The 14,098-nt window shown below is 33.0% G+C and carries 16 protein-coding genes; 2 read left to right on the plus strand and 14 right to left on the minus strand.

The genetic code is table 11. From position 1 onward, the window contains the following. Window positions 1-51: 51 nt before the first annotated feature. From cydB to QGM60_RS08310, 4 genes are all read right to left on the minus strand, one after another. On the minus strand, window positions 52-1,089 hold the full coding sequence (gene cydB / locus QGM60_RS08295; protein ID WP_281139772.1) for a cytochrome d ubiquinol oxidase subunit II: 1,038 nt from the start codon (window positions 1,087-1,089) through the stop codon (window positions 52-54). A gap of 10 nt (window positions 1,090-1,099) precedes the next feature. Then, window positions 1,100-2,455 (minus strand): cytochrome ubiquinol oxidase subunit I, encoded by a 1,356-nt coding sequence (locus tag QGM60_RS08300; RefSeq protein ID WP_281139773.1) that lies wholly within the window; start codon window positions 2,453-2,455, stop codon window positions 1,100-1,102. Window positions 2,456-2,535: 80 nt separating this feature from the next. Beyond that, window positions 2,536-3,876 carry a rhodanese-like domain-containing protein gene (locus QGM60_RS08305; RefSeq protein ID WP_281139774.1) on the minus strand — a complete coding sequence of 447 codons (1,341 nt, stop codon included), beginning with the start codon at window positions 3,874-3,876 and terminating at the stop codon, window positions 2,536-2,538. 80 nt (window positions 3,877-3,956) lie between these two features. Beyond that, window positions 3,957-4,616: a peroxiredoxin gene (locus QGM60_RS08310; RefSeq protein ID WP_281139775.1), complete on the minus strand. Its 660-nt coding sequence runs from the start codon at window positions 4,614-4,616 to the stop codon at window positions 3,957-3,959. Between the two features lie 167 nt (window positions 4,617-4,783). Between QGM60_RS08310 and QGM60_RS08315 the strand changes: the two genes are divergently transcribed. After that, a complete protein-coding gene (locus QGM60_RS08315; protein WP_281139776.1) occupies window positions 4,784-5,161 on the plus strand; it encodes a hypothetical protein in 378 nt (125 codons plus the stop codon). A 64-nt stretch (window positions 5,162-5,225) separates the two neighbouring features. Then, a complete protein-coding gene (locus QGM60_RS08320; protein WP_281139777.1) occupies window positions 5,226-7,322 on the plus strand; it encodes a TonB-dependent receptor in 2,097 nt (698 codons plus the stop codon). Window positions 7,323-7,388: 66 nt separating this feature from the next. Here the strand turns inward: QGM60_RS08320 and QGM60_RS08325 are convergent, their stop codons facing one another. The 10 genes from QGM60_RS08325 to QGM60_RS08370 all read right to left on the minus strand — a co-directional run bounded on the left by QGM60_RS08325 (window position 7,389) and on the right by QGM60_RS08370 (window position 14,090). Continuing rightward, on the minus strand, window positions 7,389-7,532 hold the full coding sequence (locus tag QGM60_RS08325; protein ID WP_281139778.1) for a hypothetical protein: 144 nt from the start codon (window positions 7,530-7,532) through the stop codon (window positions 7,389-7,391). A 247-nt stretch (window positions 7,533-7,779) separates the two neighbouring features. Next, the gene (gene trxA, locus QGM60_RS08330) at window positions 7,780-8,076 is read right to left on the minus strand and encodes a thioredoxin (RefSeq protein ID WP_281139779.1); all 297 of its coding nucleotides are present in this window, start codon (window positions 8,074-8,076) and stop codon (window positions 7,780-7,782) included. A gap of 7 nt (window positions 8,077-8,083) precedes the next feature. After that, complete coding sequence (locus QGM60_RS08335) at window positions 8,084-9,112, minus strand: DUF3365 domain-containing protein (protein ID WP_281139780.1); 1,029 nt, start codon at window positions 9,110-9,112, stop codon at window positions 8,084-8,086. Beyond that, window positions 9,112-9,381, minus strand: a complete 270-nt coding sequence (locus QGM60_RS08340) for a heavy-metal-associated domain-containing protein (protein ID WP_281139781.1) — start codon at window positions 9,379-9,381, stop codon at window positions 9,112-9,114. Before QGM60_RS08340 ends, QGM60_RS08335 begins: the two co-directional genes overlap by 1 nt. A 6-nt stretch (window positions 9,382-9,387) precedes the next feature. After that, window positions 9,388-9,729, minus strand: coding sequence for a rhodanese-like domain-containing protein (locus tag QGM60_RS08345; protein ID WP_281139782.1), 342 nt, complete (start codon window positions 9,727-9,729; stop codon window positions 9,388-9,390). A gap of 135 nt (window positions 9,730-9,864) precedes the next feature. Then, window positions 9,865-11,280 carry an MBL fold metallo-hydrolase gene (locus tag QGM60_RS08350; protein WP_281139783.1) on the minus strand — a complete coding sequence of 472 codons (1,416 nt, stop codon included), beginning with the start codon at window positions 11,278-11,280 and terminating at the stop codon, window positions 9,865-9,867. A gap of 64 nt (window positions 11,281-11,344) precedes the next feature. Beyond that, the gene (locus QGM60_RS08355) at window positions 11,345-12,142 is read right to left on the minus strand and encodes a sulfite exporter TauE/SafE family protein (protein WP_281139784.1); all 798 of its coding nucleotides are present in this window, start codon (window positions 12,140-12,142) and stop codon (window positions 11,345-11,347) included. Between the two features lie 199 nt (window positions 12,143-12,341). Then, window positions 12,342-12,875 (minus strand): NAD(P)H-dependent oxidoreductase, encoded by a 534-nt coding sequence (locus QGM60_RS08360; RefSeq protein ID WP_281139785.1) that lies wholly within the window; start codon window positions 12,873-12,875, stop codon window positions 12,342-12,344. Between the two features lie 177 nt (window positions 12,876-13,052). Beyond that, on the minus strand, window positions 13,053-13,424 hold the full coding sequence (locus tag QGM60_RS08365) for a DoxX family protein (protein ID WP_281139786.1): 372 nt from the start codon (window positions 13,422-13,424) through the stop codon (window positions 13,053-13,055). A 21-nt stretch (window positions 13,425-13,445) separates the two neighbouring features. Then, window positions 13,446-14,090, minus strand: coding sequence for a hypothetical protein (locus QGM60_RS08370; protein ID WP_281139787.1), 645 nt, complete (start codon window positions 14,088-14,090; stop codon window positions 13,446-13,448). Window positions 14,091-14,098 lie beyond the last annotated feature (8 nt).

The raw sequence follows: 14,098 nt of genomic DNA on the forward strand, positions 1-14,098 counted from the left end.
AAAGAGCATCAAATTGATGCTCTTTTCATTAACCTAGCTATTGCTCATACCTTAATAACTAGTATCATCTAATTCTACTTTTCCATTGAATGTTTTATATAAAAACAAGAAATAGCCTGCTAATAATGGCGCACCAATTAAAACGATGGTTAGCATAATACCTAAAGATTTTTGTGAAGAGGCTGCGTTATAAATCGTGACACTATACTCTGGATTTATAGTAGATGGTAATAATACGGGATACAATTGAAATGCCACTAGCATTAATAAAAAAGCCATTATTAATGACGAAAATACCAGCGCATACATATATTTCTTTTTTGATACCAATCTTGGTACGTTGGCTACAGCTAAAAATGCTAAAACAGGTAATACAAAAAATACAGGTTGCTCCTTAAACTTATCGGTTACACCATGTAAAAATGTTAATGTATATAAAGAAGTAATCGCAAAACTTATAATGAAGAAAATCATTCCTTTTTTTAATAAAAATGATAATCTTTCATGCAATCTACCTTCTGTTTTCAACATTAAAAAGATAGCACCTTGTGTCATGAAAATTGATAATGTTGTAAACCCTACCATCAATGCATAAGGATTCAAAAACGAAAAGAAAATCCCTCCCTTGTAAACAAAATTGTCGTGTATTTCAAAACCTTGCAAAACGTTTCCTAAAACTACACCAAGTAAAAAAGCAATTAAGGTGTTAGACACAAAATAGATGATGTCCCAAGTTTTTCTCCACCATTTCATTTCTTCTGCGCTTCTAAATTTTATAGCTGCCGATCGTAAAACAAGTAACATTAAAAACAACATAAATGGAATATACATTGCCGATAACATGGTTGCATACATAACTGGAAAACCAGCGAATAATGCACCTCCACCAATAATTAGCCATACTTGGTTGGCATCCCAAAGAGGCCCAATAGCGTTTATAGCAATTCGTCTGCTTAAATCTTTTCTTAAAAATAAGTGCCACGCTCCTGCACCATAATCAAATCCTTCTAAAATAGCATAGCCTGAAAACAAGAGTCCTACTACTAAGTACCACAATGTTGGATAATCTATTCCTAAAAATGTTTCCATAATCCTGCTATTAAGTATATTTTAAAAATTCATCTGGATTCTGTGCTTCTTCATAAGGACCGTGCTTTATTTTCTTATCTACAGAATATAAAAACAGTAAAAACAAAATTGCATAAACCACAAAGAATAGAATAAGTGAGAACAATATTTGATTTGAAGACACCTCTTGCGAAAATGCTTGATTTGTTCTCAAATGTCCGTAAACAACCCAAGGCTGTCTTCCCATCTCTGCAGCAAACCAACCTACTTGATTTGCTATTTGAGGTAACAACACTGAGAATGCGAATATTCTGAGTAACCATTTTCTTTCAAACAGTTTGCCTTTCCACCATAAATAACTAGCATAAAGCGTTAAACCAATGAAAAACATGCCGATAAAGACCATGATATGATAAAATTGAAATACAGCATTAATTTGTGTTGGTATTTCATCTTTTGGAAAAGCATTAAGCCCTTTTACAGGTGTATCAAAATCATAATCCAATAGAAATGATAATCCACCAGGAATTTTAACTCCAGTAACTTCTTGATTCTTTTTATCTACCCAACCAAACAAATACATATCTGCAGGTTCATTAGCTTCAAAATGACCTTCTAAAGCTGCTAATTTTGCAGGTTGATTTTCTGCTACTCCTTCTGCGGAACTGTGTCCTGAAGCTAATTGCGTTAAAGAGATAATAGTTGCTACAGATAAGGCAATTTTAAAAGCTTTTTTAGAAATTTCAGTATAACGAACTTTTAGTAAATAATAGGCATGAACACTCAATACCATAAATGCGCCAGCTAAAAATGCACCTTGCCAAACGTGAATAATTCTATCTACACTTGATGGATTGAACACCATAGCCCAAAAATCGGTAACTTCTGCTCTAGCTTCCATACCTTCACCAACAATATGATAACCAGCTGGAGTTTGTTGCCAGCTATTAGCCACAACAATCCAAACTGCTGAGAACATCGAACCTAAAAACACTCCTATTGTGGAAATAAAATGGACTCTTGGTGATACACGGTTCCAACCAAAAATTAGAATTCCTAAAAATGTGCTTTCTAATCCGAAGGCAAAAAGACCTTCTGCAGCTAAAGCACTTCCAAATATATCACCGACATATTTAGAATATACAGCCCAATTGGTACCAAACTCAAACTCCATGATGATTCCTGTCGCTACACCAATACCAAAGGTTATAGCAAAAATCTTTAACCAAAAACGGGTTAAAATTTCGTATTCTTTTTTTCTTGTCTTTAGGTATAAACCTTCAAAAATGACCATGATTAGTCCAATACCAATACTTAATGGTGGATAGATATAATGGAAAGCAACGGTGAAGGCAAATTGGATTCTAGCGAGAATTTCGGTATCCATAAGAAATGTTTTTTCAAAGATACGGGTTAAATACCGTTCTTAAGTAACGAATGTTACCTTTATGTAGTCCAATTTTTACCTTAATAAAAATCCTTGACTGCGTCACTTAAATCGTAGACTTTTGCGCCTTTTTTTAAGTTAGAAACGATACTACTTCCTGCTGCGCTACGGTAACCACCAGCACAATGCACAACGATAGGTTTATCTGTTGGAATATCATCACCAGAATCTCTCAATTCATTCAAAGGAATTGAAATTGCCGAATCGAATATTTTACCTTCTTCAACTTCACTTTTGTTTCTAATATCAATAATCGTATAGTCTTCTAGGTTATTTTTAAAATCTTGCAAATCGATTTTTTCTGTACTATCAAAATCGGTGTCTCCTAAAGTTAAAAGTGCTTCTAATTGTTTTTCGTAACCAATTTTTGCAATTCTATTTAGAATATCTTCTTTATCGTCCACTGAATCCAAAACCACATAAAAAGGCTCTTCTGGCTCTACTATAGAACCCAACCAAGTTTCGAGTTTATCATTTTCGGACTGCGCCATAATATTAATACTTCCTTTGATATGATTTTTTTTGAAGTCTTCTTGAGGTCGTATATCTACAACCACTGCTTCTTTATCATCGAATGACTCAACTTTAAAATGAAATTTCGGTTTGGCGACATTGGTTTCAAAATTATCTGCTCCCGTTTTATTGATATCTACATTTAAACCAAAATAAGAGGGAATAAAAGGCTGATCTGCTAAAATATGGTTAACAAAGTCTTCTTCAGATAGTTTTTTGAAAGCCCAATTTTCTTCTCGCTCTCTTCCCAAGGTGCTTGAAGCATCTTTGCTCATGTTTTTTCCACAAAGCGAACCGGCTCCATGCGCTGGATAAACAATGGTATTATCTGGTAAATCGTTAAATTTTGTTTGCATAGTTTCATACATGCTTTTGGCCAACTCTTCGCGTTTAGCCTTCATATTGCCAGCTTTTTCGCGTAAGTCTGGTCGACCGACATCACCAATAAACAAGGTATCTCCTGAAAACATAGCATAGTCCGCATGGTTTTTTGCTATTATTGTGATACTATCTGGTGAGTGGCCTGGTGAGTTTATAGCAGAGAACTCAACGTTCCCCAACTTAAATTTATCTCCATCGTCAAAAGTTTTATGTGGATAATTGGCACCGACCAATTTACTGACGTAAATATTTGCTCCAGTTTCCTCATGTATCTGCAAATGACTACTCACAAAATCGGCATGCGGATGCGTCTCAAAAACCGCAACAATTTTTGCATTTTCCTTTTCTGCCAATTCGTAATAAGGTTTTGGGTCTCTTGAAGGATCTACAACAGCCATTTTACCATCACTAATAATAGCATAAGAATAATGTGCTAATGGTTTATCTTCAAATTGCTTTATATTCATTTTCCTTTCTTTTTACTGTGATTTTAAGATAAAAAAAATCGGTCTTAACTTGATGAAAAGACCGACTATTTAAGACTATTTTATAAATTCTTCTTAGCTAAATACCAATCTACTTTTTCTAGAGAATCATCATTTATTCTTGCGTTTAATTCATCTAAAGTTTTTGGAGGACCAACAATTACTTTATCACCTTTTTTCCAATCTAAAGGCATTGATACTTTATATTTATCAGAAGTCTGAAGCGCTTCTAAAGCTCTTAAAATTTCGTCCATATTACGACCAACATTTAGTGGGTAATACATAATTAAACGAATCTTTTTACTTGGATCTATAAAAAATACAGCTCGTACTGCAGCAGTTTCACTTTCATTTGGTTGTAACATGCCGTAAAGCTTAGACACTTTCATGTCTAAATCAGCAATGATAGGAAAATCGAAATACACTCCTGTGTTTTCTCTTACGTTTTGTACCCAGCCCAAATGTGCATGAATACTATCTATACTTAACCCAATAAGTTCTGTGTTTAGTGCATCAAATTCACCTTTTCTTGTTGCAAACCCACTCATTTCTGTGGTACAAACTGGAGTAAAATCTGCTGGATGCGAAAACATTACTGTCCATTTATCTTTAGCAAAATCTGAAAATTTAATTTTTCCTTTCGTAGTTACTGCTTCAAAATCTGGTGCTTGATCGCCTATTCTTGGCATTGCATATACTTTTTCTGTGGTTTCTTCACTCATAATATTTTATTTACATAATTTATTCAAATTTAAAAAATAATAGCTAAAAACTATGTAACAAATGTTACTATTTCTATAAATTTTTGTGAAGAAATTTAACATTTCATATACAAATTTAAAGATGAAAATTAACTCATAAACTAGCATGCCTGCTTATATTTGCAAAAATGAAAATAGGCTACTACATTCTATCTATTTTTCTTACTGCTCTTATCTTTTCGAATAGTATTAGAGCCTCTTTAACTTATGCCTATTTCGAACTTGATACTGTAGGTTTTATTGAAGCTTTGTGTGAAAATAAAGATAAGCCTGAGTTAGCTTGTAATGGTAAATGTCATCTTAAAAAAGTGGCAGAATCTCAAGACAGCAACAAAAAAACACCTGAAAGTATTGTAGATTTTAAAGAGCTCATTTTATTTACCAATCCTAAAGAAGAAACACCTCTTTTTTATAGAATTTCTTATAAAAAACAAAGTCCTAATCCATATCAAAATTTGTATTCCTATATAAATGTTATGGATTGTTTTCACCCACCACGTGCATAGTTTTCATTTCTAGATTGTAGCACTGTCTACACAAACTATTTTAAAAATTTTAATTTCACTATAAATGAAAACATTCTATAGTGCGTTGTTATGCGCGCTTATGATAAACGTATCCTATGCTCAAAAAAAGACCGAAAAGGATACTATAAAAGAAAAAACAACAAAGCTAAACGAGGTCGTAGTTACCGGAAATATTAAAACTGATCCTGTATTAACTATCGTGTCTAATAAATATGTTGAAAACATTGTTCAGCCTAAAAATGTCGCCGACTTATTCAGTAACATAAATGGCTTTTCAACAATAAAACGAGGTAATTATGCTATAGATCCTTCGTTCAGAGCTGCTCAATACGAACAGCTTAATATACAATATGATGGAGGTACAAAAGCTATGCATGCTTGTCCGAACCGTATGGATCCTATTACTACCCATATTATTCCTGAAGAAATTTCAAAAATTGAAATTATAAAAGGCCCTTATACTGTAAGGTATGGTGCCACTTTTGGAGGTATTATAAATATGGTAACCCAAAAACCAAATTACCAAGACCAAGGTATACATGGTAAAGTTTCTGCAGGTTATGAAAGCAATGGCAATTCTTTTGTAAATATGGCTGAATTACAATACATAAAAGACAATTATGATATTGTTGCCAACGCAGGCTATAGAGATTTTGGAAATTATGAAGATGGTAATGGTATTGAAATTCCTTCATCCTTCAGAAGTACAGATTATGGTATTAAAATGGGCTATAATTTCTCAGAAAACCAAAGATTACAAGCACACTGGCGACAATCTTTTGGAAGAGATGTGCTTCACGCAGCCTTACCAATGGATACCGAATACGATAATAGCAGCATTATTTCTTTAGATTATAAACTCGATAATATTGGTAAAGTCGCTAAGGCTATTACAGCAAAGGCTTATTATAGTTATGTAGATCATCTAATGACCAATGCTAACCGACCGACTTTTAACATAATGGAAGCGGCTTCAAATGTTGATGCAACAACATTAGGTGGTAAAATAGAATTACATTGGAAACCCTTAACAAACCTGAATGTATTTTCGGGTATTGATGTTTTTAATGTGGCTAGAGATGGTGGAAGAACACGATTGGTAAAAGTTATGAACGGTAATGTTTTACCTGAACCAATGCTTTTTAATGATAAGGTGTGGCAAGATTCTTATATCAATGACTTAGGTATTTTTACTGAAGCAAAATACAGTCTTGGTAAAAACACAATTTTTACTGCTGGTATAAGATATGACAATGTTGTATCAAACATTCAGGATCCTGAAGCTGATTTTGAAGCTATGTATGATTTGGAAAAACGTACCGAGCACAATATCAGCACAACAGTTTCTGTAAAGAAAGTAGTTTCGGATAACTTTACCATTGAAGCGGCTTATGGTCGTGGCGTGCGCTCTGCCAATATGATTGAACGTTTTATCAACCATTTTACTGTTGGTCAAGATCCATATGAATATGTTGGGAATCCAAACCTAAAAGCTGAAGTTAACAATCAATTTGAAATAGGCTTTAAGGGCAACGAAACTTTGAAAAATGGTTTTAATGCTTTTAAATATGAAACCTCTTTTTATTATTCATTTTTTGAAAATTACATTGTTGGAATAGTTGACGAAAATGTGAGTCGTAAATTCAACCCGATGGCAGATCCTCAGTTTGCAAAAGTTTTCAGAAACCTAGACGAAGCTTACAAAACAGGTTTCGAAATTATGGTAGAATTAGACTTTTTGAATGACTTCTTCTTTAAGAGCGAATTCTCATATGTCTATGCTAAGAATAAGGGTTTAAACGAATCTTTACCATTGACTCCGCCATTTACCACACGTTTTTCTCTGGGGTTGAACAAAGAAAACTATTGGGCTAATCTTCAATACAATTTAGTATCCGAGCAAGATAATATCTCTGAAAGTTTTGGAGAGACAAGAACTGCTGGTTACCAAACTTTAGATGCACGTTTTGGTATGAAGTTTCTTAAAAACCTAACGCTAGGTGTTGCTGCATTAAATATTTTTGATGAAGCCTATAACAATCATCTCAATTTCTCTTTCACAAATCAAGCGGATTTTGGAAGAGTTCCTATAACCGAACCTGGCAGAAATTTTTCAGCATTCATTCAATATAAATTTTAATAAAAAAAGAGGGCAGTTTATTACTGTCCTCTTTTTATTTCCAAAAAAATGAAAAATTGAGCTTAGTTAGTTTTCGTTGTTGTCTTTGTCCTTTTTTCCTCCTGCCATAAAATTTATAAGCACACCTACCAAAATTAGGCATACAAGAGCGAATACAGCTATCATTACAACACCATTACTATGGTCATATATTAGTAAAGTATTCTTCATCTGATTAGTATATTATCGTTTATGTAAGCTAAAATACTACGTAAAAACTTTAATAAAGATGACATTTATCAGTTAATGAAAAAAAGCATCTTAAATATTTAAGATGCTTAGCTATCAATCAAGAATTAAGGATTTTACACCTCTTTAAATTTCATTATTATTTTCCTCTATAGTTATGATAATTTATACTTTTTTGAGCATCAACAATCATCTGTATTTTCTTAAAAATTTTAAACCTACAATTAAATTAATCATTAGAAGTAATAACGTTAATGAGCTCATTCTTTTGAAGTACACCTGATTGTCTCCAAAGTTGTGTTCCGTTTTTAAATAAAATCAATGTAGGCACTCCTCTAATCTGATATTTTGCAGCTAAAGCCTGATTTTTATCTACATCAATTTTAATAATAGAAACTCGGTCACCAAGATTATCTTTTACTTGTTTTAGAATTGGAGCCATCATTTTGCATGGGCCACACCAATCTGCATAAAAGTCAACCAAAACTGGTTTATCTTGATTTATGATATCTGAAAATTTGCTCATACCTAACCTAGTTTTTACTGAAAGAAACATTCCAGATGCCTCTTACTTGATTTTCGGAATAACCAATAGCCTTATCATCTGGATATAACAAAGTTAGTGTTTTTAAAATTTCTGGCTTTATATTTTCATTTGGTTTACCGTGACATTGCAAACACATTGTATTTGTTACAATTGGGGAATATACATGAACTTCCTCTCCCTCTTCTTTCACCAAAGGCTCAATTTCTACATTATTAGCTAATTGCGTTTTAAAAGCTTTTATATATTCAACTTCCTCTGTGTTTGCTGTATTCTTTTTATTTCTAGGCTTATCACTAACTCTTTTAATTTTTGCATTATAAACTGTAGCCATGCTATCGGTTAATGGATAAGCTTTTGTATTACAGAATTCAAGAGCCTCAAGAGTTCCTTCTTTTTGGATAGTTCCCATAAGGTTTTTACCTAAAATAGCTTTTGTTGATAATGCATATTTTAAGCCTCGTTCACCATAGGGTAATTCTTCAAAATTTGTTTGCGCTTGTTGTTGGTGCACCCCTTTACCTTTCATTCCGTTTCCGTTTCCATTTCCATTGCCTTTACCCATACCTTTATGCTTTCCTTTTTCCTCATTAAAATGTTCTTCAAACCATTCGGGTTGGTCAATATCAAAATCGTACATATAATCAGCAATCTGCTCTATAGTTTCCTCTGAAAAGGCTTGCTTAGGCATTACTCCAAAACGCTTAACAGCACCAAACATTTTGGCATCTTCCTTATTAGGATTTTTTATCCACGCTTGCATAGCATCAATAAACTCTTCCTTTGTGGTGTTCTCATCTATGTAATGTTTCTTAATAGCAACCATTGGTGGTCCAATTCTATCTTCATGACTTGCTGTTGGACTATGACATACATAGCAATTGGTTTCCATTAATTTTTTGCCTGGATGATTATTGGCCTGCATATTTTTTTCAAAAGCAGAAAGTTCTTTACCCTTAGCATCTTTACAACTAAACATAAGAACAGATAATGTGAAAATTAAAATTAGTGGTTTCATCAGCTTGAAAATTTACCAGTTGCACAACTCACAAAAGATTTAGCTTTTGAGCCCAAACTATTTTCTTCTTCAATGGAAGGATAACCTAAGGTTCTAAGTTTATCTTTAACTATAATAGCATCGCTTTTATTTTGAAAATTAAATGATACTTTATTTTCTTCTACTTCAACGGCAACATCAGAGATATTCTCAATATCTGATAATTTAGTTTTTATAGTATTGGAGCAGCCACCACATTTTAAGTTTTGTACTATTACTGAAGTTCTCATAATGTTTTATCTTAAATTAAATATTCCACCTTTGAGGTCATAAATTACCACAAAGCCCATAGCTTCCATTTTCTTAGCACTTTGTCTGCTTCGATTACCACTTCTACAATAAACGTAAACAGGTTTTTCCTTATCTAGTTTATCAAGTTCTACATTAAATTTCCCCGAGAAAAAATCGATATTCTTAGCACCTTTGATATGACCAGATTTAAATTCACTTGGTGTTCTTACATCTACAAGCTGAACTTTTTTACCTTCTACTTGTTTTTTAAAGTCTTCTGGATTAAGCCTAGTAACCGCGTTACTTTGTGAAGTTTTAGACCCGAATAATGCTGAAAAAAATGACATATTTTATTTTGTTTATTAACAATAAAAATATGCCATTCTACAATTTTAATTAGTAACCTTTGTTACACAAAAAAGCACGCCATACCACAATTGACATGACGTGCTTTTACTAACCAAAAAAAATTCTTTTTTTATCTACTTTAATGTTGAAGGACAAACGAAATCTGTCCTAGGAATATCAGTATTTTTTATTGCTCCATAACCACCAGCAACATCCACCAAATTGTGTATACCTCTACTCTTTAAAATTGAAGCTGCTATTACAGAACGATAACCACCAGCACAATGCACATAGAATGTTTTATCTTCTGGAAATTCACTTAAATAATTATTGATATAATCTAAAGGTGTATGTTTTGCACCATCAACATGCTCGGCAGTAAACTCTCCATCTTTTCTTACATCAAAAATATTATCTTTCTCTTCATCGTAATGTTTTGCAAACTCTTCAGCTGAAATTGAAGTAATGGTATCAAACTCCATTCCGGCATCTTTCCAGGCATCAAAACTTCCATCTAAATAACCAATAACATTATCAAAACCAACACGAGATAGTCTTGTAATGACTTCTTCTTCTCTTCCTTTTGGAGCAACTAATAAAATTGGCTGACTCACATCTACAATTAAAGCTCCTACCCATGGTGCAAAACTTCCATCAATACCAATAAAGATAGAACGTGGCACATGACCTTTTACAAAATCTGATTGATGACGCACATCTAAAACAATAGCTTCGGTTTCATTTGCAGCTGTTTCAAAAGCTTTTGGAGATAATGGTTTTTGAGATTTTGTCATTACTTTATCAAAACTCTCGTAACCTTTAATATTCATCATGACATTTTGTGGGAAATATCCAGGTGGTTCTGATAAACCATCAAGCACTTCTTCAATAAATTCCTCTTTAGTCATGTCTGCTCTAAGCGCATAATTTGTCTTTTTCTGATTGCCTAAAGTATCGGTAGTTTCTTTACTCATATTTTTACCACAGGCAGAACCAGCACCATGGTTAGGATACACAATAAGATCATCACTTAAAGGCATAATCTTATTACGTAAAGAATCATATAAATAACCTGCTAGCTTCTCTTGTGTTAAATCGGCAGCCACTTTTTGCGCCAAATCTGGTCTTCCAACATCACCAATAAACAACGTGTCACCCGTTACAATACCATGCTCTTTGCCATTCTCATCTATAAGCAAATACGTTGTACTTTCCATAGTGTGACCTGGTGTGTGAATGACCTTTATTTTATAGTCACCAACTTCAAAAACCTGACCATCTTCTGCTGTAATTGCATCATAATTTGGTTTTGCCGTAGGACCGAACACAATTTTTGCACCTGTTTTTTCTTTTAAGTCTAAATGACCTGAAACAAAATCAGCGTGAAAATGCGTTTCGAAAATATATTTAATTTTTGCGTCGTCTAATTTTGCTCGTTTAATATAAGGTTGTACCTCACGTAGTGGATCTATTATCGCTGCTTCACCCTTACTTTCAATATAATAGGCTGCGTGTGCTAAACAACCAGTATAAATTTGTTCTACTTTCATAATTAATTCTTTAGTAAAATGCCTTCTAAAATAATTCAATTTTATTTAATGGCCGTAACTTTAGTTACATTGTTAGTTCTTTATAAATGATGTAAACCGCCATAATTAGAACAAACCAACCGAAACCTTTTTTTAACTTCTTACCTTCTATGAAGTTGGATAGATAAATACCTAGAAAAATACCAACGACCGAAATTCCAGTAAATGTTAAAAGGAAAGTCCAATCAATATCAAGGTTTTCAACATCACCTATAAAACCAATCAATGATTTTATTGCGATGATGAGCAGCGATGTTGCAACAGCTTTTTTCATGGGCAGCTTTGCTAATAATACTAGTGCTGGGATAATTAAAAATCCGCCTCCGGCTCCAACAATTCCTGTTATCACTCCAACAATTAAACCTTCAGTAACAATTAACGGGTAGTTAAAAACTACAACAGCATCTGCAACGGCTTTAGCCTTTCTTTCTTTAATCATTGATATAGAAGCCACTAACATGATAATGGCAAAAAATATCATGATACCAATATTCTTTGTTACTAGAAAGTCACTAATACTAAACAGCTCATCTGGTATTGCAGGTACTAAATAGCGTCGTGTTGCATAAACCGCAATAAAAGCCGGAATGGCAAAAACAATAGCTGTTCTAAAGTCCACCAACCCTTTCTGAATATTACGTATAGCACCAACTAATGAAGAGACACCAACCACAAAAAGAGAATATGCAGTTGCTGTGACAGGATTGACAAAAAGTAAATAAACCAAAATAGGAACGGTTAAAATGGAGCCGCCTCCACCTATGAGCCCTAAAACAATTCCTATAATTAGAGCTCCTAAATAACCGAAAATTTCAGTAGTCATGTATTAGTTTTTACATTTCAAAGCTAAAATCTTTATCATGCAAAGTAAGTAACTAATGTTACATAAGTGATTAATGAATAACTGAATTATTATTTAGCGATGCAGAAAGTACCATTACTTCTATTCATTATCATAACTGATACACAGTACAAAATCGGTACAACTAAAATCTAACTATATCAAAAACATTGTAGCAATCTTATTCAATTATGGTTTGAAATTTATTAACCTTCAAATATAAATCATCTTTTAAGTTTTCATTATTAATTTCTCCATTATTGAAATTATCATAGAATGACGGTAAGGAAAACGTATCTGTAATATGGGCACCCATAAATGGAAAATACGAATTAGCAGCTTGCAATACAGTAGTACCGCCTCTACCACCTGGTGATGTTGCCATTAGTAGCATTGGTTTTTCCTTCCAAATTTTCATTTCCATTCGAGATAACCAATCTACCGTGTTTTTAAACACTGCAGAATAAGATCCGTTATGCTCTGCCAAGGATACAATAAATCCATCAGCTGTATTAAAGAGTTCACATAATCTTTTAACAGCTGTTGGAATACCATTTTCAGTCTCAAAATCAACACCGTAAATCGGCAATATATAATCGTTTAAGTCAACTGAAATGATATCTAGATTTTCCAATAAACTCGACGTATAATTGATTAGACTTTTGTTTATGGATTTTTGACTGTTACTCGCTGCTATTGTGATTATTTTTTTCATGATTTATGTTTTTTTAAGAGATTTAATTATCTATTTAATATTTTTCTGCGCTATTTACTTCTATGTTTAAGGGAAGGCCAGTTACCAAAAGGAAAAATTTAAAACCTTCATGCACTTAGTTCCTGAAGAAACTCTCTTAATAACCGTACCTTCTCTTAAAACTTCGGAGATTGAACCCTATACTGTAATTTTGAAATTTTTATCAGTAAGAAGTAGAACCATGCCAGCAATACAACAGTATAAAGCTGTGTAAAAGTATTCATAGTCATTATGTGCAAAATGAGTTATCAATGCGCCAATTGCGAATGGCAATAACCATAAAGTTGACAGATTTTTAACTTGATGTATCCAAAACCCAACAACCAAACCAATTACTCCCAGCAATTCGCCATAACCAATACCTAATGTCCATATTTTTCCAAAACCAAAATTGCTCATATTTTCCACCATACTTTGTTTTTGGAACACTTTAAAAAGACTTGCATAACCAAAGGCATAGATTAAATATCCATATGCTAACCAATGTGAAACTCGTACTAAATTTTTCATAATATTTAATTTTTAAATTGTTTATAAAGTTTTTCGGTAATACACACCGAAAGATGTTTTTTCTATTGGGTTGGGTCCATACTGGTCAAAGTCTGCACCAACTCCAAATTGGTGTACTTTTATAGATAATCCCATACGTAATTGCTGAAAACTTCTTGAATGCATATCGAATTTGTCCCATACGGTTAAAAACTGTCCATTGAACCAAAGTGATATCTTATTATTCAATGGTATATTGAACTGAAATTGTGCAAATGCCTCTGCATAGCCAGCATCCATTTTTTTAGAATGTGCAATTGAAGGAATGACGACCAATAATACTCGTGAATTTTTTAGTGTGAACTTTCCTGATAAACGATGTGAATAACCAGCAATACTATTGTAGTATAAAGATGACCCAATTGAGATATGTTTGGTAATATTCCAGAATAAGGTAGGTTGAACACCTACCTCATCGAAACCTTGGTTTTCTTCTTCGTTATATTTTTGGAAGAAAGCCAAAGTATTAATGCTTAGTGATTTTCTATCATTAATAAAGTAACTTGAATATGCTGTAAAATCAGTTTTTTCAAAGCCTGAAAACAATTCAATTTGTGTGAATTGCGCCTGCATTAAGTTGGTAAAACCAATTGTAAATAAGAGAGATATGATTCTTAATTTTTTCATGTTTCAAA

The organism is Winogradskyella sp. SYSU M77433 (assembly GCF_029911945.1).
Taxonomy (GTDB): domain Bacteria; phylum Bacteroidota; class Bacteroidia; order Flavobacteriales; family Flavobacteriaceae; genus Winogradskyella.